Below are 25,244 nucleotides of genomic sequence, written 5' to 3'. Positions count from 1 at the left end.
GGCTAGCAGATCAGGTCTCCGGAAGAGATGTACTCGCAAAGAGCTGCTTCGGGCGTGTGTGTTTGTCCGCGCTGGTGGGGCCCCCCCCCCCCCCCCCCCCCCCCCCCCGCCCCTGTGCCGTAGGCGTGGAGCCCGTTACTTGATCTCGACGCGGACGTCGTCGCGCAACTTGGCGGCCTGCGCGGCGGCCTCGTCCAGAGACAGGCTGCTCTTGCTGGTGACACCGGCCCCGGCGTCGGCCGATATGACGTAGCCCATGGTGCTCTGGTCGCCCCAGACGCACATCGGCATCGTGTAGCTGCCGGGACCGGAGCTGGTGCCGGCGGCCTGTCCCAAGGTGAACTTGCCTTCCTGGCACTTCATCACGCCGTTGTCGAAGCCGTCCGGCGTGAACTCCTGCGGCTCGCCGATGAATTCGAGGCTCGGGCCGCCGCTCTGCGCCTTGTCGGCTTTCTGCCGCGACTCGGCGAACACCGCGTCGACCACCTTCTCGGGGTCTTCGAGCTCGCCGTAGACGCCGCTGAAGTCGATCACCTTCTGTGTGGGGCCCTCTCCCGTGGAGTAGCTGCCGGCCACTTCCCGGGGGTTCCTGATTCCCCACCCCTCGGCTTCCTTGGCGTCGCTCTTGGTCAAGTTGCCGCCGTTGGAACCGGTATCCCCGGCCTTCTTGTACTCGCCGCTGAGCACCGACTCCGGCGTCGCCAGCTTGTACTTCTTGTCGTCGTCCGGGACCGAGCCACCGCCCACCAGGAAGTACGCGCCGCCCGCGATCACCGCGAGCGCCAGCACGGACGCGCCGACGATCAGGCCCGTCTTCTTCTTGGGCGCCTGGCCCGGCGGGGGCGGGTACTGGCCGCCGCCATAGGCGGGCTGCTGGCCGTACGGGGGCTGCTGGGGCGGCTGGCCGTACGGGCCCGGCTGCTGCGGCTGGCCATACGGTCCTGGCTGCTGCGGGTAGCCGTATCCCTGCGGCGGCTGCGGGGGGACACCCTGCGGGGGCTGCTGCGGGTAACCGTAACCGGGCCCCGGCGGCCCCTGCGGCGGCTGCTGGCCGTAAGGGTTCGGCTGGCCGTACGGACCGGGCTGCTGAGGCTGCCCGCCGTACGGTCCCGGCTGGTTGTCACTCATACGCTGTCCCCTGTTAGTTGCTTACGCGTTCCGGACATCCTGGCGGACGGGACAGTGACCGAGGCCACCCGGGGCCGCACCGTTACCGAACTATCCCGTTTCAGTACGGGGCGGTGACACCTCTAAACTGTGCCCCGTGACCGAGAACACTCAGCAGCAGCCAGCCAGCAACCCCGAACTGCCGACCCAGTACGTTCCGGCCGAGGTGGAGGGGAAGCTGTACGAGCGCTGGGTAGAGCGCGGTTACTTCGAGGCCGACGAGAAGAGCGAGAAGCCCCCGTTCACCGTCGTCATCCCGCCGCCGAACGTCACCGGCAGCCTCCACCTCGGGCACGCCTTCGAGCACACGCTCATCGACGCCGTCACCCGCCGCAAGCGCATGCAGGGTTACGAGACGCTGTGGCAGCCCGGCATGGACCACGCGGGCATCGCCACCCAGAACGTCGTCGAGCGCGAGCTGGCCAAGGAGGGCAAGTCCCGGCACGACCTGGGGCGTGAGGCGTTCGTCGAGCGCGTCTGGAAGTGGAAGGGCGAGTCCGGCGGGCAGATCTCCGGGCAGATGCGCCGGCTCGGCGACGGCGTTGCCTGGTCGCGCGAGCGGTTCACCATGGACGAGGGGCTGTCCAAGGCTGTCCAGACGATCTTCAAGAAGCTCTACGACGACGAGCTGATCTACCGCGCCGAGCGCATCATCAACTGGTGTCCGCGCTGTCTCACCGCGATCTCCGACATCGAGGTGGAGTACCAGGACGACGACGGCGAGCTGGTCTCGCTGAAGTACGGCGACGGCGAGGACTCCGTCGTCGTCGCGACCACCCGCGCCGAGACGATGCTCGGCGACACGGCCGTCGCCGTCCACCCCGACGACGAGCGGTACGCGCATCTCGTCGGCAAGCGCATCAAGCTGCCGCTCACCGACCGTACGATCCCGGTCGTCGCGGACACCCATGTCGACCCGGAGTTCGGTACGGGCGCCGTCAAGGTGACACCCGCGCACGACCCGAACGACTTCGAGATCGGCCGGCGGCACGATCTGCCGAACATCACGGTCATGGACGAGCGCGCCGTGATCACCGTCCCCGGCCCGTTCGAGGGGCTCGACCGGATGGAGGCGCGCAGCGCCATCGTCGCCGCGCTGCGGGCCGAGGGCCGGATCGTCGCCGAGAAGCGCCCGTACACGCACTCCGTCGGACACTGCTCACGCTGCAAGACGACCATCGAGCCGCGCCTCTCGCTCCAGTGGTGGGTCAAGGTCGGTCCGCTGGCCAAGGCCGCCGGTGACGCCGTCCGCGACGACCGCGTCACGATCCACCCGAAGGAGATGGAGTCCCGCTACTTCGGCTGGGTCGACAACCTCCACGACTGGTGCATCTCCCGGCAGCTGTGGTGGGGCCACCGGATCCCCGTCTGGTACGGGCCCAACGGCGAGACCGTCTGTGTCGGTCCCGACGACGAGGCGCCGGCCGGCGAGGGCTGGACGCAGGACACGGACGTCCTGGACACGTGGTTCTCGTCCGGTCTGTGGCCGTTCTCCACGCTGGGCTGGCCCGAACAGACCCCGAGCGTCGAGAAGTTCTATCCGAACTCGATCATGATCACCGGCTACGACATCCTCTTCTTCTGGGTCGCCCGGATGATGATGTTCGGTCTCTACGCGATGGACGGCACACCGCCGTTCAGCACGATCGTGCTGCACGGCATGGTCCGTGACCAGTTCGGCAAGAAGATGTCGAAGTCCTTCGGCAACGCGGTCAACCCGCTGGACTGGATGGACAAGTACGGCTCCGACGCTGTCCGGTTCACCCTCGCGCGCGGCGCCAACCCGGGCATCGACGTGCCGATCGGCGAGGACTGGGTCCAGGGCTCCCGGAACTTCGCCAACAAGGTCTGGAACGCCACGCGCTTCGCGATGATGAACGGCGCGACCGTCGAGGGCCCGCTGCCCGGCGCGGCCGACATGTCCGCCACCGACCGATGGATCCTGTCCCGGCTGAACGCCGTGGTCGCGGAGGTCGACGCGTACTACGAGGACTACCAGTTCGCGAAGTTGTCGGACTCCCTCTTCCACTTCGCCTGGGACGAGGTCTTCGACTGGTACGTGGAGCTGTCCAAGACCACGTTCATCGACGGCGGCGAGGCGGCGAAGGTCTCCGGACGGGTCCTCGGCGAGGTCCTCGACGTCACCCTGCGCCTGCTGCACCCGATCGTCCCGTTCGTCACCGAGACGCTCTGGACCACGCTCACCGGCAAGGAGTCGGTCGTCGTCGCCGACTGGCCGGCCGACAGCGGGTTCCGTGACGTGGCGGCCGAGCGGGAGATCGAGCACCTCCAGCAGGTGATCACCGAGGTCCGCCGGTTCCGTTCCGACCAGGGGCTCCAGCCCGGCCAGAAGGTCCCGGCGCGGCTGGATCTCACGGGTACGCCGCTGGCCGCGCACGAGGCGGCCATCCGGCAGCTGCTGCGCCTCCAGCCGGAGGGCGAGGGCTTCCACGCCACCGCGACGCTGCCGGTCGAGGGGGCGACGGTCGCGCTCGACCTGTCGGGCACGATCGACATCGAGGCGGAGCGCAAGCGTCTGACGAAGGACCTCGGCGCGGCGGAGAAGGAGAAGGCGCAGGCGACGGCGAAGCTCGGCAACGAGGCGTTCCTCGCCAAGGCCCCCGACAACGTGGTCGAGAAGATCCGCGGCCGGCTCACCAAGGCGGAGACGGACATCGAGCGGCTGACCGCACAGCTGGCGGGCCTGCCCCAGGGCTGACCCTCCCCGACGAGCACCCGGGAACGGGGCCCCTGCCACCCGGCCGGGGCCCCGCTCCCGTACGGAGCCGGGGCGCGGGGCGACCGGTGTCGGTGGCGCTCCGTAGACTGGTCGCGTGAGCGAGCACCGTCCTTCCGACCAGCCCGGCGAGTACGACGAATTCGATGAGATCGTCGACGCCGCGACCGACCGAGACCCCGACCTCGCGGTGATCGAGGCCGGGAGCCGCACACTGCGCGCCCAGGCAGGGCCCGCGCAGGGTGACGGCGCCCCGGCACGCCCCGAGGACCCGGAGGTGGACAAGGCGCTGCGCGCCGTCGAGCAGGAGCTGGCGGGCCGCTGGGGCGAGACGAAACTCGACCCGTCGGTCGCCAGGATCAAGGGTCTGATGGATGTGCTGGGCGATCCCCAGAGCGCCTATCCGTCGATCCACATCACCGGCACCAACGGCAAGACCTCCACGGCCCGCATGATCGAGGCGCTGCTCGGCGCGTTCGATCTGCGTACCGGCCGGTACACGAGCCCGCATGTCCAGTCCGTCACCGAGCGGATCAGTCTGGACGGCGCCCCGATCTCCGCCGAGCGGTTCATCGAGACGTACGAGGACATCAAGCCGTACGTCGAGATGGTCGACGGCTCGCAGGAGTACCGGCTCTCCTTCTTCGAGGTGCTGACCGGCATGGCCTACGCCGCCTTCGCGGACGCGCCGGTGGACGCCGCCGTGGTCGAGGTCGGCATGGGCGGCACCTGGGACGCGACGAATGTCATCGACGCCTCCGTCGCCGTCGTCATGCCGATCGATCTGGACCACACGGACCGGCTCGGCTCCACACCGGGCGAGATCGCCGTGGAGAAGTCCGGGATCATCAAGCCGGGCGCGACGGTCATCCTGGCCCAGCAGCCGGTGGACGCCGCGCAGGTGATGCTGAAGAAGGCCGTCGACGTGGACGCGACGGTCGCCCGCGCGGGCATGGAGTTCGGGGTGGTCGCCCGTGAGATCGCGGTCGGCGGCCAGCTGCTGACCCTGCGCGGGCTCGGCGGCGAGTACGAGCAGATCTTCCTCCCGCTGTACGGCGCGCATCAGGCGCAGAACGCGTCGGTGGCGCTGGCCGCCGTCGAGGCGTTCTTCGGGATCGGCGCGCAGCACGCCCGCCGCCTCGACATGGACACGGTCCGCAAGGCGTTCGCCGCGGTCTCCTCGCCGGGCCGGCTGGAGGTTGTACGGCGCTCGCCGACGGTCGTGCTGGACGCGGCGCACAACCCGGCCGGGGCGCGGGCCGCGGCCGAGGCCCTCACCGAGTCCTTCGGCTTCAGCAGGCTGATCGGTGTGGTGGGTTCCAGCGACGGCAAGGACGTCCGCGGCGTGCTGGAAGCCCTGGAGCCGATCTGCACGGAGATCGTGGTCACGCAGAACTCCAGTTTCCGCGCGATGGGCGCGGACGAGCTGGCGGCCGTCGCCGTCGAGGTCTTCGGGGAGGACCGGGTCCAGGTCGAGCCGCGGCTCGATGACGCGCTGGAGGCGGCGATCACGCTCGCCGAGGAGGAGTCCGAGTTCGCGGGCGCCGGGGTCCTGGTCACCGGCTCGGTGATCACGGTCGGCGAGGCCCGGCTGCTGCTGAGGAGGCGCTGAATCCCATGCGTACGCTCTGTGCGTCCACACTGATCGGTGAGTTCTTCGTGATCGGCTTCGCCGGTCTCGTCGCCATGAAGTCCGACGATCTGTCGGTGGGGACGGTATGGACGGTCTGCGGTATCGCGATGCTGCTGTCCGTGCTGCTCTGCGGGATGATCACCCGTCCAGGTGGCGTCCAGCTCGGCTGGGCGCTCCAGGTCGCGCTGGTCGCCAGCGGTTTCGTGGTGCCCGCGATGTTCGTCCTCGGCGCGATCTTCGCGGCCCTGTGGGGGGCCTCGGTCCACTTCGGACGGCAGATCGACGAGGCGAAGGCACGCTGGGCCGAGCAGGCATCGGCAGAGGCTGACGCTGTGTGATCGATGGTGTGGTATGCCCTGTAGCCTCTGAGGGCCCGCATCCCGTAGTAGAAGGAGCCCGCACAGTGAGCCAGCGCACGCTTGTCCTGCTCAAGCCCGATGCCGTACGCCGCGGCCTGGTCGGCGAGATCGTCGGCCGTATCGAGCGCAAGGCCGGCTGGACCATCAGCGCCATGGAGCTGCGCACGCTCGACCAGGACACGCTGGAGCAGCACTACGGCGAGCACAAGGGGAAGCCCTTCTACGAGCCGCTGGTCGAGTTCATGGCCTCAGGACCGGTCGTCGCTCTGGTCGTCGACGGTGAGCGGGTCATCGAGGGCGTCCGCGCGCTCGCCGGTCCGACTGACCCGATCGCCGCGGCGCCGGGGTCCATTCGGGGGGACTTCGGAACGATCGTCCGGGAGAACCTGATCCACGCTTCGGACTCCGAGGAGTCCGCCATTCGGGAACTTAAAATCTTCTTCCCAGGACTTTCCTGACCACATGTCAGCCGAACGGCGCTGATGCCCTGGGGCGACCGAAGGAATTCGGTCGCCTTTGGGCATATCTAAGCCACTTTCGGGAACGCATCGGACCGACACTTCGTCACCCTTACTGAGGTGGGCCACCGCGCCGTCGTCCTTGCGTCGGCACTACGATGGAAACCTCCAAGCCACAGCACCCACCTCGCCATCCTGAAAAGCCATCAACGCTTGGGAAGGCCAGACGCATCCTCATGGGGAACAACATGTCGTTCATCGGCCGTGACATGGCTGTCGACCTCGGGACCGCCAACACGCTGGTGTACGTCAGAGGCCGGGGGATCGTACTCAACGAGCCGTCCGTCGTCGCCATCAACACCAACACCGGCGGTATTCTCGCGGTCGGCGCCGAGGCTAAGAAGATGATCGGCCGGACGCCGGGCAACATCGTTGCCGTCCGGCCGCTGAAGGACGGTGTTATCGCCGACTTCGAAATCACCGAGCGCATGCTGCGCTACTTCATCCTGAAGATCCACAAGCGCCGCTATCTGGCGCGTCCGCGGGTCGTCGTCTGTGTGCCCTCCGGTATCACGGGCGTTGAGCGCCGTGCCGTCATCGAGGCGTCCACCCAGGCCGGCGCGCGCCAGGTCCACATCATCGAGGAGCCCATGGCCGCGGCCATCGGCTCAGGACTCCCCGTCCACGAGGCCACCGGCAACATGGTCGTGGACATCGGCGGCGGTACGACGGAGGTCGCCGTGATCTCGCTCGGCGGAATCGTCACAGCACAGTCCATCCGCGTCGCCGGTGACGAGCTGGACAACGCGATCATCCAGCACATCAAGAAGGAGTACTCCCTTCTCCTCGGCGAGCGGACCGCCGAGAGCATCAAGATCACCATCGGTTCCGCGTACGACCTCGACAAGGACGAGCACACCGAGATCCGCGGGCGTGACCTGGTCTCCGGGCTGCCGAAGACCGTCGTCATCTCCGCCGCCGAGGTGCGCAAGGCCATCGAGGAGCCGGTCAACGCGATCGTCGACGCGGTCAAGACCACGCTCGACAAGTGCCCGCCCGAGCTGTCCGGCGATGTGATGGACCGGGGGATCGTGCTCACCGGCGGCGGCGCCCTGCTGCGCGGTCTCGACGAGAGGCTGCGTCGCGAGACGGGGATGCCGATCCACATCGCCGAGGATCCGCTGGATTCCGTGGCACTCGGATCCGGCAAGTGTGTCGAGGAGTTCGAGGCGCTCCAGCAGGTGCTGGACGCCCAGCCCCGCCGGTGACGGAAGCGTCCCCGTCCCCCTGGCCCTCGGGTCCAGGGGGACCCCCGGCAGGGGTCTCGGCCTCCCGCGCGGCGGATCGTTGATATACCCGCAGAATCATTCCTACGAGGAAGGCACGGCCGCCGCACGTGAGGGACACACGAGAGAGCCGTTTGCTCCTGGTGCTGCTGATCGCCATCGCGTTCGCACTGATCACGGTGGATATCCGTGGTGGCGAGGATTCCCCGGTCGACGGCGCGCGGCACGCCGCCGCGACGGTCTTCGGCCCGGTGGAGAACGGTGTCGCGTCCGCGGTCAATCCGGTGGGCAATGCCATAGGAGCGGTACGGGATTCCGGCGCGCGGCACAATCGCATCGCCGTGCTCCAGAAGCAGAACACCGAGCTGAAACAGCGGCTCGGCAGTGACGACCGCAATCGCAGCCGGGTGCGCGAACTGGACAAGATGCTCGCGAAGGCCGGCGCCGGTCAGTACGGAATCAAGGGCGCCGAGGTCATCGCCATAGGAGCGGCCCAGGGATTCTCCTGGACGGTCACCATCGATATCGGTGCCAAAGACGGCATCACGCGCGATATGACCGTGCTCAATGGTGACGGACTTGTCGGGCGGGTCACGACCGTCGGCCCGGACACCGCGACCGTACTGCTCGCCAATGACCCGGACTTCACCGTCGGTACCCGGATGGAGGGCAACGACGAACTGGGCTTCGCCACCGGCCAGGGCGACCGTCCGCTCTCCGTCCAGCTGCTCAACGGCAAGGCCAAGATCAAGAAGGGCGACCGGCTGGTCACCTTCGGATCCAGCAAGGACCGGCCGTTCGTGCCCGGCGTCCCCGTCGGCGAGGTGGTCCGGGTCGACCCGTCGGGCGGCGATCTGACCCGGACCCTGTACGTACGCCCCTTCGTCGGGTTCACCAAGCTCGACCTCGTCGGTGTCGTGGTCGTGGCTCCCCGGCAGGACCCGCGCGACACGGTCCTGCCGCCCAAGTCGCAGCCCGCCCCGACGCCCACCGTCACCGTCACGGTCACCCCGTCGCCCAATGCCGAGACGGAGGCGAACGGCGAGGCGGACACCGGCAATCCGGACCCCAACGCCAGCAGCAACGCCGATCCGGTTCCCAACGCCGACGGCCAAGCAGACGACCAGGAGTAGGGCTGATCCCCATGCGCTTCAACCGGATTCTGCTCTCGACCACGCTGGTCGTGGTCGCCCTCGTCATCCAGGTGTCCGTACTCGCCAGACTCCAGCTCCCCGGCGCGGTCCCCGATCTGATGCTCCTCGTCGTCCTCGCCCTGGCCTTCGTGTACGGCCATGTGGGCGGCGCGCTCATCGGCTTCGGCGCCGGACTGCTGTCCGACCTGGCGCCGCCCGCCGACCACGCGGCCGGCCGCTACGCCCTGGTGCTCTGCGTGATCGGCTATCTGGCCGGACTCGCCCGCCCCGAGAAGGGCCAGATGAGATCGGCGTTCGCGCCGATGGCCGTGGTCGTCGCGGCGGCGCTCGGCTCGACGCTGCTGTACGCCGGGGTCGGGGCACTCGTCGGTGACACCGCCGCCCGCCATGTCGGTCTCACCGGCCTGCTGTTCACCGCCGCTGTCTACGATCTGCTGCTGGCGCCGTTCACCGTCCCGCTGATCATGTTCCTGGCCAGACGCGCCGAGAACGATCCGCTCGCCGAGACCCAGAGCAGTGGCGGCGCCGATGTCGCGGCCGGCTGGTCCGCCACCGGCACCGGCCTGCGGATCGGCAGCCAGCGTGGCGTCCTGCGGCTCAGGGCCGCCCGTAACCGCGCCGCGCGGGCCGGACGTATCAAGGGGGTCAAGCGACTGTGACACCGCATCACCCGGCGGCCGTCGCGCGGACGCCCGCGCGTACGGCCGGCCGCGCACCGTCCGGCCGTACCGCCCGTAGCGTCCGTGGGGGATCGCAGTGAGCAATATTCCGGAGACCGGACGGACACCGCGGGTCCAGATCCGGCTCATCATCATTCAAGTCCTCGTCTTCTCGCTTCTCCTCACCCTCGGCGGCCGGCTCTGGTACCTCCAGGTCCGCAACGGCCAGGAGTACACGGACGAGGCCAAGAACAACCACGTACAGCAGGTCGTCCAGCCGGCCGTCCGCGGCTCGATCCTCGACTCCCGCGGGATTCCGCTCGCCGACAACGAGACCCGGCTCGTCGTCTCCACCAGCCGTACCGAGCTGATGAAGATGCCGGACAAGGGCGTGGCCGTCCTGACCCGGCTCGCCGACGTCCTCGACATGAAGCCCAAGGACGTCATCGACAAGGTCAGGCTCTGCGACTCGAAGACCCCCAAGCCCTGCTGGAACGGTTCGCCGTATCAGCCGATCCCGGTCACCGACGAGGCCACCACACAGCAGGCCCTCCAGATCCGTGAGCGCGCCGAGGACTTCCCCGGCGTCACCGCCGAGCCCACCGCCGTACGCCGCTACGCCGCGCCGGGGCTCGCCAACACCGCTCAGGTACTCGGCTATCTCTCGCCCGTCACCGACGAGGAGATCACCAAGGCCCAGAACAGCGAGTCGCCGTACCTCCGCTCCGACCAGGTCGGCAGGTCCGGCCTGGAGCGCACCTACGACAAGCAGCTGCGCGGCAAGGCGGGAGTGACCCGGTACGAGGTCGACAACCTCGGCCGCGTCATCGGCCAGGCGCGCAACGACGAGGCCGAGCCCGGCGCTCATGTCGTCACCTCGATAGACGCGCGCGTGCAGGCCGTCACCGAGTACGAGCTGAACGAGGCGATGAAGGCCGCGCGCAAGGAGATGGACCGCAACACCGGCGAGCACTACAAGGCGGACTCCGGCGCCGCGGTGGTCATGGAGGCGAAGACCGGCCGGGTCGTCGCGATGGCCTCCCTGCCGACGTACGACCCCAACGCCTGGGTCGGCGGCATCTCGGCGAAGGAGTACGCCAGGCTCACCGGCAAGAAGTCCAACTTCCCGCTGCTGAACCGGGCCATCCAGGGCCAGGCCGCCCCCGGCTCCATCTTCAAGGTCATCTCGTCGACCGCCGCCGTCAACGCCGGATACAAGTTCAACGGCAACTACCCCTGCCCCAGTTCGTACAGCGTCGGCGGCCAGGTCTTCCAGAACTTCGAGTCCAGGGGCTACGGCAGCATCACCCTCGGCAAGGCCCTCGAAGTCTCCTGCGACACCGTCTTCTACGGCATCGCGCACAAGGAGTGGCAGAAAGACGGCGGCATGAAGCCGAAGCACCCCAACGACTGGTTTTACAAGACCGCGCACCAGTTCGGCCTCGGCAAGGAGACCGGTATCGACCTCCCCAACGAGGTCACCGGCCGCATCCCGGACCGGCAGTGGAAGCAGAGCTTCTGGGAGGCCAACAAGGTCAGCTGGTGCAAGCAGGGCAAGAAGGACGGCACGTACGTCGAGAAGATCGCCTACGAGGGATGTCTCGAAGGCAACCGCATGCGTGCCGGCGACTCCGTCAACTACTCGATCGGCCAGGGCGACACGCTCGTCACCCCGATCCAGATGGCCACCATCTACTCGGCCATCGCCAACGGCGGCACCCTCTACAACCCCGCGGTCGGCAAGGCGATCGTCAGCGCCGACGGCAAGCGGGTCGAGGAGATCGCGCCCACGTCGCACGGCAAGCTGCCGACGCGGGGCAAGACACTGGAGCAGATCAACGACGCCCTCGCGGCGGTCACCACCACCGGCTCCGCCGCCTGGCGATTCGGCGGCTGGCCGCAGGACAAGATCCCGATGCACGCCAAGACGGGTACGGCCGAGGTCTACGGCAAGCAGACGACCTCGTGGTTCGCCTCGTACACCGAGGACTACACGATCGTCATGACGATCTCCCAGGGTGGTACCGGCTCCGGGGCCTCGGGGCCCGCCGTGCGAAAGATCTACGAGGCGATGTACGGGCTGAACGCCAAGGGCGACCAGGACCTCGGCAAGGCGCTGATGCCCGAGCCGCGCAAGGAACTCCCGGCGATCCAGCCGGACGGTTCGATCGACGCGCCGAAGATCAGGCCGTACGAGCCGGTGAGGGAAGACCCGGACGCGCAGACGCTGGCGGGCCCGCCCGACGACCCCGACGAGTCCGACACGCCGATTGGGAGGGACTGAGCGATGGCCGGCACAAGTGGCTTCTCGGTCTCCGGATACGGTCCGGAGCGCGGGACATGGGCCAGGCTCGTGGCCCGTGACTCGATGGCGCGCCGGCTCGACTGGCCGCTGCTGTTCTCGGCGCTCGCCCTGTCGCTGGTCGGCTCGCTGCTGGTGTGGTCGGCGACCCGTAACCGCACCCAGCTGAACCAGGGCGATCCGTACTACTTCCTCGTGCGCCATCTGCTCAACACCGGCATCGGGTTCGCCCTGATGGTCGGCACGATCTGGCTCGGGCACCGCACCCTGCGCGGGGCGGTGCCGGCGCTCTACGGGCTCTCCGTCGTCCTGGTCCTGCTCGTCCTCACCCCGCTCGGCGCGACCATCAACGGCGCCCACGCCTGGATCGTGATCGGCGGCGGCTTCACCCTCCAGCCCTCCGAGTTCGTGAAGGTCACGATCATCCTGGGCATGGCGGTCATGCTGGCGGCCCGGGTGGACGCCGGGGACCAGATCCATCCGGACCATCGCACGGTCGCGAAGTCCCTCGTCCTCGCCGTCATCCCGATGGCCATCGTCATGCTGATGCCGGACCTCGGCTCGGTGATGGTCATGGCCGTCATCGTGCTCGGCGTACTGCTCGCCTCCGGCGCCTCCAACCGCTGGATCATCGGCCTGGTCGGCGCGGGCGTGGCGGGCGCCATCACGGTCGCGGCGCTCGGCGTGCTCGACGAGTACCAGATCAACCGCTTCGCGGCCTTCGCCAACCCGGAGCTCGACCCGGCGGGCGTCGGCTACAACACCAACCAGGCACGGATCGCGATCGGCTCCGGCGGCCTCACCGGCACCGGGCTCTTCCGCGGCTCCCAGACCACCGGCCAGTTCGTGCCCGAGCAGCAGACCGACTTCGTCTTCACGGTCGCGGGCGAGGAACTGGGCTTCGTCGGCGCGGGGCTGATACTGCTGCTCCTCGGCGTGGTCCTGTGGCGCGCCTGCCGGATCGCCCGGGAGACGACCGAGCTGTACGGCACGATCGTCGCCGCGGGAATCATCGCCTGGTTCGCGTTCCAGTCCTTCGAGAACATCGGGATGACGCTCGGGATCATGCCGGTGGCGGGTCTGCCGCTGCCGTTCGTGTCCTACGGAGGCACCGCCATGTTCGCGGCGTGGATCGCCGTCGGACTGCTCCAGTCGATCCGGGTGCAGCGGCCGATAACGGCATAGCCAGGTTCCCGAAAGGTCCCAGGGGCTGCCCAAGGGCGACCCCTGGGACTAAATTCGGTACATGGCGGACACAAAGCGAGAGATCGAGCGCAAGTACGAGCTTCCCGCGCCCTCCGACGGCTCTGAGCCCTCCGGGCTGCCGGATCTCACCGGGGTCAGGGGAGTCGCGACCGTCCGCGCCAGAGGCGTGGTGGAGCTGGACGCCGTCTACTACGACACCGCGGATCTGCGCCTCACCGGGGACCACATCACACTGCGGCGCCGCACGGGCGGCGGTGACGAGGGCTGGCATCTGAAGTTCCCCGTCTCCGCCGGTGTCCGCGACGAGATCCGGGCACCGCTCGCCGACACCCTTCCGGACGAACTCGCCGCGCTGGTCCGCTCGCGCGTACGCGGCGCCGGGCTCAGCCCCCTCGTACGGCTCACGACGTCGCGCGACGTCCTCCAGCTGCTCGACGCCGAGGGCACGCCGCTCGCCGAGGCGAGCGTGGACGCCGTACGCGCGCGACGCCTCGCCGGGGGCACCGGTGGAAAGGACGCGGGGACCGCCTCCTGGACCGAGGTCGAGGTGGAACTGTGCGACGACGCCGATCCCGCGATCCTCGACGCGGTGGAGAAGAAGCTCCGCAAGGCCGGACTGCGCCCGGCGTCCGCCGCGTCCAAGCTCGGCAGGGCACTGGCCGAGACGGCGCCCGACGACGGGACGGCGCGCGTCGAGCCGGGCAGGTCCGTGACACGGGCCGCGAAGGGCGGGCCGCGCAGCGCCGGGGACCACATCCTGGACTATCTGCGCGCCCAGGCCGACGCGATCATCGCCCAGGACCCGGCCGTGCGCCGCGATCTGCCGGACTCCGTGCACCAGCTGCGCGTCGCCACCCGCCGGATGCGCTCCGCCTTCCGCACGTACCGCAAGATCCTCGACCGGTCCGTCACCGACCCCGTCGCCGAGGAGCTCAAGTGGGTCGCGGCGGAGCTCGGCGTCGACCGCGACCACGAAGTCCTCGACGAGCGGCTGAGCGCCCGGATCGACGCGCTGCCCGTGACGCTGCTCCTCGGGCCGGTGCGCGCCCGGCTCCAGACCTGGGACGCCGCCCAGCGGGCCGGGTCACGGAGCAGGACCGTCGCCGTACTCGACAGCGAGCGCTATCTGACCCTGCTGGAGACGCTCGACACACTGCTCGCCTCGCCGCCGCTGCGGCCGGACGCCGCGCGGCCCGCCGAGAAGGCGCTGCCCTCCGCGATCCTCAAGAACTACGAGCGGCTGGCCGGCCGGGTCGGCCACGCGCTGGCGCTCGCCCACGGCGAGGAACGCGACCTGGCGATGCACGACGCCCGCAAGGCCGCCAAGCGCGCCCGCTACGCCGCCGAAGCGGCCCGCCCCGCCCTGGGCAAGCCGGCCAAGCGTTTCGCCACGCGCATGAAGGCCCTCCAGAGCGCGCTCGGCGACCACCAGGACAGCGTGGTGGCCCGTGAGGCCCTCCGCGATCTCGCGGTCAAGGCCCACGCGGCGGGCGAGTCCACGTTCACCTGGGGCCTGCTGTACGGCCAGGAGGAGGCCCAGGGCGACCGCAGGGAACAGGAGATGCCGGGCCTGTGGGAGGAGGCGTCCGACCCCCGACTGCGGGCGGATCTGACGGGCTGACCACCGGGGTAGGCTGAATGGTCACCCCTGTCAGTCCACGAAAGATCGCCGTGATGTCTGCAGAATCGGTCTTCCCGCAGCTCGAAGCCCTGCTCCCGCATGTGCAGAAGCCGATCCAATACGTCGGTGGTGAGCTCAACTCCACGGTCAAGCCGTGGGACTCCACCGACGTGCGCTGGGCGCTGATGTACCCGGACGCCTACGAGGTCGGACTGCCCAACCAGGGCGTCATGATCCTGTACGAGGTACTGAACGAGCGCGAGGGCGTACTCGCCGAGCGTACGTACAGCGTCTGGCCGGATCTCGAAGAGCTGATGCGCGAGCACAGGGTCCCGCAGTTCACGGTGGACAGCCACCGGCCGGTCGGTGCCTTCGACGTCTTCGGGCTGAGCTTCTCCACCGAGCTTGGCTACACGAACATGCTCACCGCCCTGGACCTCGCCGGCATCCCGCTGGCGGCCAGGGACCGTACCGTCGACCACCCCATCGTGCTCGCCGGCGGCCACGCCGCCTTCAACCCCGAGCCGATCGCGGAGTTCATCGACTGCGCGGTCATCGGCGACGGCGAGCAGGCCGTGCTGGAGATCACCGAGATCATCCGGGCCTGGAAGGCGGAGGGCCGCCCCGGCGGGCGCGAGGAGGTCCTCTTCCGGCTCGCGAAGACCGGCGGGGTGTACGTCCCCGGCTTCTACGACGTCGAGTACCTCCCGGACGGCCGTATCGCCCGCGTCGTACCCAACAAGTCCGGCGTCCCGTGGCGGGTGTCCAAGCACACCGTGATGGACCTCGACGAGTGGCCCTACCCGAAGCAGCCGCTCGTCCCGCTCGCCGAGACCGTGCACGAGCGCATGTCCGTGGAGATCTTCCGCGGCTGCACGCGCGGCTGCCGGTTCTGCCAGGCGGGCATGATCACCCGTCCGGTGCGCGAGCGCAGCATCACCGGGGTCGGCGAGATGGTCGAGAAGGGGCTGAAGGCGACCGGCTTCGAGGAGGTCGGTCTGCTCTCGCTCTCCTCCGCCGACCACAGCGAGATCGGCGACATCGCCAAGGGGCTCGCGGACCGCTACGAGGAGGACAAGATCGGCCTGTCCCTCCCGTCCACCCGCGTCGACGCGTTCAACGTCGACCTCGCCAACGAGCTGACCAGGAACGGCCGCAGGTCCGGGCTGACCTTCGCCCCCGAGGGCGGCTCCGAGCGGCTGCGCAAGGTCATCAACAAGATGGTCTCGGAGGAGGACCTGACCCGTACGGTCTCCACCGCGTACGGCAACGGCTGGCGGCAGGTGAAGCTGTACTTCATGTGCGGTCTGCCCACCGAGACCGACGAGGACGTCCTCCAGATCGGCGACATGGCGGTCAACGTCATCGCCGAGGGCCGCAAGGTGTCCGGGCAGAACGACATCCGCTGCACCGTCTCGATCGGCGGGTTCGTGCCCAAGCCGCACACCCCGTTCCAGTGGGCGCCCCAGCTCAGCGCCGAGGAGACAGACGCCCGGCTGGAGAAGCTCCGCGACAAGATCCGGGGCGACAAGAAGTACGGCCGCTCCATCGGCTTCCGCTACCACGACGGCAAGCCGGGCATCGTCGAGGGCCTGCTCTCGCGCGGCGACCGGCGCGTCGGCGCGGTCATCCGCGCGGTGTACGAGGACGGCGGCCGGTTCGACGGCTGGCGTGAGCACTTCTCGTACGACCGCTGGATGGCCTGCGCCGAGAAGACGCTGCCGGACTTCGGCGTGGACGTCGACTGGTACACGACGCGCGAGCGTACGTACGAGGAGGTCCTGCCCTGGGACCACCTGGACTCCGGTCTCGACAAGGACTGGCTCTGGGAGGACTGGCAGGACGCGCTCGACGAGACCGAGGTCGAGGACTGCCGCTGGACGCCGTGCTTCGACTGCGGTGTCTGCCCGCAGATGGACACCGAGATCCAGATCGGCCCCACGGGCAAGAAGCTGCTGCCGCTCACCGTCGTCACGTAGAGGCGGGCGCGCGGGGAGCCGGGGCGCGTCCGGTCACGGGTCGGCCGTGGCCGGGTTTCGCCCCGCTCGCCTGCACAATGGGCTGATGCCGCGGTTCATCGCCCCTGACATCAGGATCCATGCCTCCTTCCTGGACGCCATGAAGGAGTTCGTCGAAGAGGGCGCGGACGAGCGCTCGTTGCTCCTGCACGAGATGGAGGAGTTCGGCGGGACCTGGCACCGGCCCGAGGTCTTCGCCGCGTATGTGGAGCGGCTCAACGCCGAGCCGCTGGAGGAGACCCCGCAGATCGAAGGGTGGGTGCCCAGCACCACCCTCTGGTACGTCGAGGGCGAGACCTTCCTGGGGCGTCTCGCCATCCGCCACCGGCTCAACCCGTTCCTGCGTGAGCTGGGCGGCCATATCGGCTACGCCGTACGTCCCACCGCGCGGCGGCAGGGCCACGCCACCGCGATGCTCGCCGCGTCCCTGCCCGTCGCCCGTGCCATCGGCCTCGCATCGGTGCTGGTCACCTGCGACACCACGAACGTACCGTCGCGGAAGGTGATCGAGGCGGCCGGCGGGGTGCTGGAGGACCAGCGCGGCGGGAAGCTCCGCTACTGGGTCGGGACGGACGGCTGAGGCGCCCGGGGCCCACGGGCACCGGTGGGCGGACCCGGCCCGCCCCAGGGCGGGGAACCGCGGGAGGGCCGTGCGCGTACTCTGGGTAGTACAACGATCGTCCCCGGCGCGGACCCCGCACCCGAGATCTCCCCGCGAAAGCGGGATGGAACCGGGACCCGGGGCCACCCCCACGTCCGAGGGCGGCGCGTCACCGCGTACCGCCCGCACCGAGGAGAAGAACCACTGGGCAAGCGACAGCCCGAAGGCCCGCCGCCCGCACCGGCGGTGCAGCGCATCCGACTGCGCTACACCAAGCGCGGCCGCCTCCGGTTCACCAGCCACCGTGACTTCCAGCGCGCCTTCGAGCGGGCACTGCGCCGCGCCGAGGTGCCCATGGCGTACTCGGCGGGGTTCACCCCGCACCCGAAGGTGTCGTACGCCAATGCCGCACCCACCGGCACGGGCAGCGAGGCCGAGTTCCTGGAGATCGCCCTGGTGGAGGTGTGCGACCCGGACAAGCTGCGTGAGCTGCTCGACGAGTCGCTGCCGGCCGGCCTGGACATCATCGACGCCGTCGAGGTACGTACGACGGGGTTCGCCGACCGGCTGACCGCTTCCGTATGGGAGCTGCGGCTGGACGGCGTCGAGCCGCGCGCGGCAGAAGAGGCCGTGGCCGCCTTCCTGGCGGCCGAGTCGGTCGAGGTCGAACGCCGTACGAAGAACGGTCTGCGGACCTTCGACGCACGGGCGGCCGTGGCCGGCCTGGAAGCGGTCCTGGAGACGGGTACGGAGGGGGCTCGGTTCCGGCCTGATAGGCCGGGGGACGGGCCCTGTGCGATACTGCGGCTGGTTGTTCGGCACGTGACACCTGCCGTGCGACCCGACGACGTCCTGTCCGGTCTCCGAGCTGTGGCCGACCTGGCGCCGCCGGTCCCCGCAGCGGTGACCAGGCTGGCGCAGGGGCTCTTCGACGAGGAGTCCGGAACGGTGACCGATCCGCTCGCGCCCGACCGCGAGGCAGTCCGGCCCGCCCCACCCAAGGCCGCCGGACCCGCCGCCGCGAAGGCGCCGGAAGGTGCGGGTACCGCGTAGGGCGGTCGTTGTAGCGCAGCCCTGGGACTCGGGAGCCACCTGGGTCGGGCGGCGCACTGACCAGAAGACTTTCGCCAGGCCGTACGTACATCGCGTAGGGAACCGGCGAGCCAGACATAACAGCTCCCGTGCGGCGCCCGCGCCCCGGACGGCGGCAATCGCGCAGCGCGCGAGCCGCGGCCGGACCGGAATCAGGCGTGGCGCCCGGGAGCGTGACGGGAGAACCGCCCGCATGCTTGAGCCCACTGAACCCGGCACCCCCGGGGACACCAACGAAGACAACAACTCACCCAGCGATACGCTGCCGCCGCGCCGCAGGCGCCGCGCCGCGTCCCGCCCGGCGGGGCCGCCCGCCGGTGCCGCCGGAACCGAGGACGCCACGAGCGTCACGGAGACCGTCGCGCAGGCACAGGCCGTACCCGCCGCCGAGGCCGCGGGGGCGGCCGCGAGCGACGGGACGGGTGTGACGGAGGAGCCGGTGGCCGCGCCGCGTGCGCGCCGTCGTGCGACCCGTAAGACCGCCGCTCCCGCCCCCGAGGTGACGGTCGAGCCGGTGGAGGCCGCCGCGGCGGCCGAGGCCGTGGAGCCCGCCGCGTCGGAGGAGCCGGAGCCGGTGGCCGCGCCGCGTGCGCGCCGTCGTGCCACCCGTAAGACCGCTGCCCCCGCTCCTGAGGTGACCGTCGAGGCGGCTGAGACGCCCGAGTCCGCTGTGCCGGCAGTGTCGGAGGAGCCGGAGCCGGTGGCCGCGCCGCGTGCGCGCCGTCGTGCCACCCGTAAGACCGCCGCTCCCGCGCCCGTCGCCGCCGAGGCCCCTGAGGTCACGGTTCCCGAGGTCCCCGAGGTCACCGAGGCCCCTGAGGTCACGGCTCCCGAGACCGTTGCCGCTGAGGCCGTGGCGCCCGGGGAGAGCCCCGCCGAGGAGACCGCTCCGGCCGGCCGTACGCGCCGCCGCGCCAGCCGCAGGGCCACCGCCCCCGCCGGCACGCCCGCGCCCGAGGCGACCGCGAACGTGAGCGCACCGAACGACAACGGCAACGGCAACGGAGCCTCGGCGGGCGAGAGCCTGCCGCAGGGCACCGTCACGCAGATCAGCGCCGACGAGACCGAGGTCGAGGCCGCCGAGAAGGCCGCCACGCGCGGCCGCACGCGCCGCCGCGCCTCCGCTCCGGAGACCACCGCGGAGGAGAAGCCCGCGCCGAAGGCCGCGCAGAGCGAGACCGAGGCGCCCGAGCGCTCGCGTCGCCGCGCCACCCGGCCCGCCGTGGCCGTCTTCCGCGCGCCCGTCTTCACCGAGCCGATGTTCCAGACCCCGGAGACGGCCGCCGCCATGGCCGCCGCCGTCCCCCCGGTGGACGACGCCGAGGACCTCGACGAGACCGAGGAAGAGACACAGACCGCGGCCGTGCCCGAGCCCGTCGCCGCCCCGGAGCCCTCGGGCCGCCGCCGGCGCCGCCGTCGCGGCGAGCCCGCCGAGCCCGTGGAGGCACCCCGGGCCGCCGCGGAGCCGTCGCAGGAGTACGCCGCCGAGGAGCCCGCGGCCGAGCCCGACACGGAGCAGTCCGCCGAGGGCGACGACTCCGACGAGTACGAGGACCGTCCCTCCCGGCGCCGCCGCCGGGGCGGCCGGCGCCGCCGCCGCGGCGAGTCCGCGGACGCCGAGGACACCACGGACGAGCAGGACGAGTCCGGGGCCCACGCCGAGGACGAGGACACGGCCGAGCACGACGAGGCGGACGAGGACCACGACGAGTCCGAGGCCCCCTCGGGCGGCGGCTCCTCCAGCAGCCGGCGCCGCCGCCGCAGGCGCCGTCGCAGTGGTGACGGCGGTTCCGAGGCGGAGTCCGGCGGGGACGACCCGGAGCGTACGGTCGTCAAGGTCCGCGAGCCGCGCAAGAAGGAAGAGCGCGAGCCGGGCACCGGCTCCGACGAGGTGCAGTCCATCAAGGGCTCGACCCGTCTGGAGGCCAAGAAGCAGCGCCGCCGCGAGGGCCGCGAGCAGGGCCGCCGCAGGGTGCCGATCATCACCGAGGCGGAGTTCCTGGCGCGCCGTGAGGCCGTCGAGCGCGTGATGGTCGTCCGCCAGAACGGCGAGCGCACCCAGATCGGCGTTCTTGAGGACAACGTGCTCGTCGAGCACTACGTCAACAAGGAGCAGGCCACCAGCTACGTCGGCAATGTGTATCTGGGCAAGGTCCAGAACGTACTGCCGTCGATGGAGGCCGCCTTCGTCGACATCGGCAAGGGACGCAACGCCGTCCTCTACGCCGGTGAGGTCAACTTCGAGGCGCTGGGCATGGCCAACGGGCCGCGCCGGATCGAGACCGCCCTCAAGTCCGGCCAGTCGGTGCTCGTGCAGGTGACGAAGGACCCGATCGGCCACAAGGGCGCGCGTCTGACCAGCCAGGTGTCGCTGCCCGGCCGCTATCTGGTCTATGTGCCCGAGGGCTCGATGACCGGCATCAGCCGCAAGCTGCCCGACACCGAGCGGTCCCGGCTGAAGACCATCCTCAAGAAGATCGTCCCCGAGGACGCGGGCGTCATCGTCCGTACGGCCGCGGAGGGCGCCAGCGAGGACGAGCTGCGCCGCGACGTCGAGCGGCTCCAGTCGCAGTGGGAGGACATCAAGAAGAAGTCGAAGAGCGGCAACGCCCCGACGCTTCTCTACGGTGAGCCCGACATGACCGTCCGGGTCGTCCGCGACATCTTCAACGAGGACTTCTCGAAGGTCATCGTCAGCGGCGACGAGGCGTGGCAGACCATCCACGGCTATGTCGAGCATGTCGCGCCCGACCTCTCCGACCGGCTGTCGCGCTGGACGAGTGAGGTCGACGTCTTCGCGACGTACCGCATCGACGAACAGCTGATGAAGGCGCTGGACCGCAAGGTCTGGCTGCCCAGCGGTGGTTCGCTGGTGATCGACAAGACCGAGGCCATGATCGTGGTCGACGTCAACACCGGGAAGTTCACCGGCCAGGGCGGCAACCTCGAAGAGACCGTCACCAGGAACAACCTGGAGGCGGCCGAGGAGATCGTGCGCCAGCTGCGGCTGCGCGACCTGGGCGGCATCGTCGTCATCGACTTCATCGACATGGTGCTCGAATCCAACCGGGACCTGGTGCTGCGGCGCCTGCTGGAGTGCCTGGGCCGGGACCGTACGAAGCACCAGGTCGCCGAGGTCACCTCGCTGGGTCTGGTGCAGATGACCCGTAAGCGGGTCGGCCAGGGGCTGCTGGAGTCCTTCTCCGAGACCTGTGTCCACTGCAACGGGCGCGGTGTGATCGTGCACATGGAGCAGCCCACGGCGGCCGGTGGCGGTGGCAACGGCAAGCGCTCCAAGAAGCGCGGTCGCGGTGGCGCCGCCGGTACGGAGCACGAGCACGAGCATGAGCACGTCGAGATCGCGGAGACGGAGACCGAGACGGAGGCCGAGGTAGCGGCGGAGGTGGCGGCTCCGGTCGCGCTGGCCGAGCCGCTGTCCGACACGTTCGCGCCGGACGAGGAACTGTTCAGCAGCGTGGCGGAGGCCGAGGCGTCCGTACGCGGCCGTTCGCGTCGCCGGGCGTCCCGCAAGGCGTCCGCCCCGGCGGGTTCGCCGAGGACCGCCGAGTCGGTGCCGGAGGCGGCGCCGGCGGCCGGGACCGAGGCCCCGGCCGCCGGGACGCGTGTCGAGACGCCGGTGGAGGCACCGGCCCCGGTCGCGGCCCAGGCAGCGGACGTGGCTCCGGCCGCCGGGCCCGAGGCACCCGCCGAGGAGACGGCTCCCAAGGGGCGTACGCGCCGCCGGGCCACGCGCAAGGCGACGGCCCCGGCCGGTTCGCCGAAGGCCGCCGACGCGGAGGCCGAAGCCGAGGTGGTCCTGCCCGTGTCCGCCGAGCCCGAGACCGTACCGGAGCCGGTGGTCCCGGTGGTGGCGGAGGCGCCCGTCGCCGAAGAGGCGCCGGTCGCGGCTCCGCCCAGGGCGCGCCGCAGGGCGACCCGCAAGGTCACCGCTCCGGCCGGTTCGCCCTCGGGCGCCGAGGACGCGGCGATCGTCGTGGTGGAGTCCGCCAGGGCCGAGGAGCCGGTCGCGGCCGAGCAGCCCGCCGAGGCCGGGGAACCGGCCGCGGAGGAGCCCGCGGCGGCCCCGGCCAAGAAGGCGGCCCGCAAGACCGCCAAGACCGCCAAGAAGGCCACGACGGCCAAGAAGACGGCCGCGAAGAAGACCACGGCGGCGAAGAAGACCGCGGCGAAGAAGACGACGGCCAAGAAGACGGTCAAGTCGACGACGAAGAAGACCGCGGCGGCCGAGCGTACGACGCCCTCAGGCGTCACCGCCTCCACGGAGGACTGACGCCGTCGTCCCCGGTCGCCGTACGGCCCGCGCGTGCGGCTCGTACGGCGACCGGGGACGCGGGGAGCTGGTTTGACCCCCTGTACAGGGGCCCCGTACTCTAAACCTTCGGTGTGTTCCTATGCGCGCCCACCTCTGAGCACCCACCTCCCGGATTTCCGGGGGAGGCCGCTCGTCCTGTCAGGAATCGTCACGGGCCCCGGCCCGTGCGAGCGGCTGGCATCAGAGGTTCCGTTCCGAGCGAGAGTGAGATCCGCGTGTACGCCATCGTGCGCAGCGGTGGTCGCCAGCACAAGGTTGCTGTCGGCGACATCGTTGAGGTTGACAAGATTCCCACGGCCAAGGTTGGCGACACGGTCGAGCTCTCGACCCTGCTCGTGGTCGACGGCGAGGCCGTCACCAGCGACCCGTGGGTGCTGGACGGCATCAAGGTCACGGCCGAGATCGTGGACCACCACAAGGGTGCGAAGATCGACATCCTTCGCTACAAGAACAAGACGGGCTACCGCCGTCGCCAGGGTCACCGCCAGCAGTACACGGCGATCAAGGTCACCGGTATCCCCGCGGCTGCGAAGTAAGGGACTGAGGAGACATGGCACACAAGAAGGGCGCATCGTCCACTCGGAACGGGCGCGATTCCAATGCTCAGCGGCTCGGCGTGAAGCGCTTCGGCGGTCAGGTCGTCAACGCCGGTGAGATCCTGGTCCGCCAGCGCGGCACGCACTTCCACCCGGGCTCCGGCGTCGGCCGTGGCGGCGACGACACGCTGTTCGCGCTGAACGCGGGCGCGGTGGAGTTCGGCACCAGCCGCGGCCGCAAGGTCGTGAACATCGTTCCGGTCGCCTGAGCACTGAGCATCAGGCGCCTGTAGCACGGTTCTTCGCGAGGGCGGACCTCACTTCCCGGTGACGGGAAGCGGGTCCGCCCTTCGCGTGTTGCACGTATGACATTTCCGTATGTACTGGAGGCAATCCCCATGACCACCTTCGTGGACCGCGTCGAGCTGCATGTCGCCGCGGGTAACGGAGGCCACGGCTGCGCCTCCGTACACCGTGAGAAGTTCAAGCCGCTGGGCGGACCCGACGGCGGCAACGGCGGCCGTGGCGGCGATGTCATCCTCGTCGTCGACCAGTCGGTGACGACGCTGCTCGACTACCACCACTCCCCGCACCGCAAGGCCACCAACGGCAAGCCCGGCGAGGGCGGCAACCGCTCCGGCAAGGACGGCCAGGACCTGGTACTGCCGGTGCCCGACGGTACGGTCGTCCTCGACCGCAGGGGCAATGTCCTGGCCGACCTGGTCGGCGAGGGCACCACGTACGTCGCGGCCGACGGCGGCCGGGGCGGACTCGGCAACGCGGCGCTGGCCTCGGCCCGCCGCAAGGCCCCCGGCTTCGCGCTGCTCGGTGAGCCGGGCCGCAGCGGCGATGTCGTGCTGGAGCTGAAGACGGTCGCCGATGTGGCGCTCGTCGGCTACCCGAGCGCGGGCAAGTCCTCGCTGATCTCCGTGCTCTCCGCGGCCAAGCCGAAGATCGCGGACTACCCGTTCACCACGCTCGTCCCCAACCTGGGTGTGGTGACGGCGGGTTCCACCGTCTACACCATCGCGGACGTCCCCGGTCTGATCCCCGGCGCCAGCCAGGGCCGCGGTCTGGGCCTGGAGTTCCTGCGCCATGTCGAGCGCTGCTCCGTTCTCGTGCATGTGCTGGACACGGCCACGCTGGAGTCCGACCGCGACCCGGTGACCGACCTCGATGTGATCGAGGAGGAGCTGTCCCAGTACGGCGGTCTGGACAACCGGCCGCGGATCGTCGTCCTCAACAAGATCGACATCCCGGACGGCAAGGACCTCGCCGAGATGATCCGTCCCGACCTGGAGAAGCGCGGCTACCGCGTCTTCGAGGCCTCGGCCGTGGCCCACCTGGGCCTCAAGGAACTGTCCTTCGCGCTCGCCGGGATCATCGCCAAGTCCCGCGCGGACAAGCCCAAGGAGGAGGCGACCCGGATCGTCATCCGCCCGAAGGCCGTCGACGACGCGGGCTTCACCGTCTCCCTGGAGGAGGACGGGCTCTACCGGGTGCGCGGCGACAAGCCCGAACGCTGGGTCCGCCAGACGGACTTCAGCAACGACGAGGCCGTCGGCTATCTCGCGGACCGGCTGAGCCGGCTCGGGGTCGAGGAGCAGCTGATGAAGGCCGGCGCGCGGTCGGGCGACGGGGTGGCCATCGGGCCCGAGGACGACGCGGTCGTCTTCGACTGGGAGCCGACGATGATGGCGGGCGCGGAGATGCTCGGCCGCCGCGGTGAGGACCACCGCCTTGAGGCACCCCGCCCGGCGGCGCAGCGGCGCAGGGACCGGGACGCCGAACGCGACGAGGCGCAGCGCGCGTACGACGAGTTCGACCCTTTCTAGACGAGCGCGGCCCTGTCGCCGGCCCGGGTGATCACGGCTCTTCCCCGTGGTCACCCGGGCCGGCGTCGCTTTGGGTGACCGCGGGGGTGCGTCGCGTAGGCTCTCATATGGGAGCCGCGGTGCTCCGACGTGAAACTTGTGTGGTGTCCTTCACGTACGACTCCCGGCGCCGAACCACTGGCGCATCGGTCTTCGCAGGTGAATCAGGGGTTGCGTGCCGGTGTCGCGGGGTTGTGGTCCACCTTGC

18 protein-coding genes are annotated in these 25,244 nt (G+C 70.2%); 17 read left to right on the top strand and 1 reads right to left on the bottom strand.

The window, feature by feature from the left end:
• Positions 1-135: 135 nt before the first annotated feature.
• A complete protein-coding gene (locus ACZ7LS_RS03200; protein ID WP_385136447.1) occupies positions 136-1,128 on the bottom strand; it encodes a flagellar basal body-associated FliL family protein in 993 nt (330 codons plus the stop codon).
• A gap of 136 nt (positions 1,129-1,264) precedes the next feature.
• Between ACZ7LS_RS03200 and ACZ7LS_RS03195 the strand changes: the two genes are divergently transcribed.
• The 17 genes from ACZ7LS_RS03195 to obgE all read left to right on the top strand — a co-directional run bounded on the left by ACZ7LS_RS03195 (position 1,265) and on the right by obgE (position 24,997).
• Positions 1,265-3,886 (top strand): valine--tRNA ligase, encoded by a 2,622-nt coding sequence (locus tag ACZ7LS_RS03195; RefSeq protein WP_385136444.1) that lies wholly within the window; start codon positions 1,265-1,267, stop codon positions 3,884-3,886.
• A 115-nt stretch (positions 3,887-4,001) separates the two neighbouring features.
• Complete coding sequence (folC, locus tag ACZ7LS_RS03190) at positions 4,002-5,516, top strand: bifunctional tetrahydrofolate synthase/dihydrofolate synthase (RefSeq protein ID WP_382881149.1); 1,515 nt, start codon at positions 4,002-4,004, stop codon at positions 5,514-5,516.
• A gap of 5 nt (positions 5,517-5,521) precedes the next feature.
• Complete coding sequence (locus ACZ7LS_RS03185; protein ID WP_382529799.1) at positions 5,522-5,875, top strand: DUF4233 domain-containing protein; 354 nt, start codon at positions 5,522-5,524, stop codon at positions 5,873-5,875.
• Positions 5,876-5,940: 65 nt separating this feature from the next.
• Complete coding sequence (gene ndk, locus ACZ7LS_RS03180; RefSeq protein WP_030352376.1) at positions 5,941-6,354, top strand: nucleoside-diphosphate kinase; 414 nt, start codon at positions 5,941-5,943, stop codon at positions 6,352-6,354.
• Positions 6,355-6,602: 248 nt separating this feature from the next.
• On the top strand, positions 6,603-7,622 hold the full coding sequence (locus ACZ7LS_RS03175) for a rod shape-determining protein (protein WP_030352375.1): 1,020 nt from the start codon (positions 6,603-6,605) through the stop codon (positions 7,620-7,622).
• Positions 7,623-7,750: 128 nt separating this feature from the next.
• Positions 7,751-8,773, top strand: coding sequence for a rod shape-determining protein MreC (gene mreC / locus ACZ7LS_RS03170; RefSeq protein WP_382529802.1), 1,023 nt, complete (start codon positions 7,751-7,753; stop codon positions 8,771-8,773).
• A gap of 11 nt (positions 8,774-8,784) precedes the next feature.
• Entirely contained in the window at positions 8,785-9,453 is a 669-nt protein-coding gene (gene mreD / locus ACZ7LS_RS03165; RefSeq protein ID WP_382529805.1) for a rod shape-determining protein MreD, read from the top strand.
• 97 nt (positions 9,454-9,550) lie between these two features.
• Positions 9,551-11,737 carry a penicillin-binding protein 2 gene (gene mrdA / locus ACZ7LS_RS03160; RefSeq protein ID WP_385136439.1) on the top strand — a complete coding sequence of 729 codons (2,187 nt, stop codon included), beginning with the start codon at positions 9,551-9,553 and terminating at the stop codon, positions 11,735-11,737.
• A gap of 3 nt (positions 11,738-11,740) precedes the next feature.
• Positions 11,741-12,940 carry a rod shape-determining protein RodA gene (gene rodA, locus ACZ7LS_RS03155; protein ID WP_382529811.1) on the top strand — a complete coding sequence of 400 codons (1,200 nt, stop codon included), beginning with the start codon at positions 11,741-11,743 and terminating at the stop codon, positions 12,938-12,940.
• 61 nt (positions 12,941-13,001) lie between these two features.
• Positions 13,002-14,582, top strand: a complete 1,581-nt coding sequence (locus ACZ7LS_RS03150) for a CYTH and CHAD domain-containing protein (protein ID WP_385136436.1) — start codon at positions 13,002-13,004, stop codon at positions 14,580-14,582.
• Between the two features lie 53 nt (positions 14,583-14,635).
• Positions 14,636-16,561, top strand: coding sequence for a TIGR03960 family B12-binding radical SAM protein (locus ACZ7LS_RS03145; protein WP_385136435.1), 1,926 nt, complete (start codon positions 14,636-14,638; stop codon positions 16,559-16,561).
• 85 nt (positions 16,562-16,646) lie between these two features.
• Positions 16,647-17,180 (top strand): GNAT family N-acetyltransferase, encoded by a 534-nt coding sequence (locus tag ACZ7LS_RS03140; protein WP_385136432.1) that lies wholly within the window; start codon positions 16,647-16,649, stop codon positions 17,178-17,180.
• 267 nt (positions 17,181-17,447) lie between these two features.
• Complete coding sequence (locus ACZ7LS_RS03135; protein WP_382674249.1) at positions 17,448-18,254, top strand: TIGR03936 family radical SAM-associated protein; 807 nt, start codon at positions 17,448-17,450, stop codon at positions 18,252-18,254.
• Between the two features lie 232 nt (positions 18,255-18,486).
• Positions 18,487-22,584 (top strand): Rne/Rng family ribonuclease, encoded by a 4,098-nt coding sequence (locus tag ACZ7LS_RS03130; protein WP_385341734.1) that lies wholly within the window; start codon positions 18,487-18,489, stop codon positions 22,582-22,584.
• Between the two features lie 257 nt (positions 22,585-22,841).
• A complete protein-coding gene (gene rplU, locus ACZ7LS_RS03125; RefSeq protein ID WP_030352366.1) occupies positions 22,842-23,162 on the top strand; it encodes a 50S ribosomal protein L21 in 321 nt (106 codons plus the stop codon).
• A gap of 14 nt (positions 23,163-23,176) precedes the next feature.
• On the top strand, positions 23,177-23,431 hold the full coding sequence (gene rpmA / locus ACZ7LS_RS03120; protein WP_030352365.1) for a 50S ribosomal protein L27: 255 nt from the start codon (positions 23,177-23,179) through the stop codon (positions 23,429-23,431).
• 129 nt (positions 23,432-23,560) lie between these two features.
• Positions 23,561-24,997: a GTPase ObgE gene (obgE, locus tag ACZ7LS_RS03115; RefSeq protein WP_382530646.1), complete on the top strand. Its 1,437-nt coding sequence runs from the start codon at positions 23,561-23,563 to the stop codon at positions 24,995-24,997.
• Positions 24,998-25,244 lie beyond the last annotated feature (247 nt).

The organism is Streptomyces sp. NPDC039430 (assembly GCF_055639435.1).
Note: the sequence above shows the minus strand (reverse complement) of the source record. Positions and strands in the feature narration are given on the sequence as shown.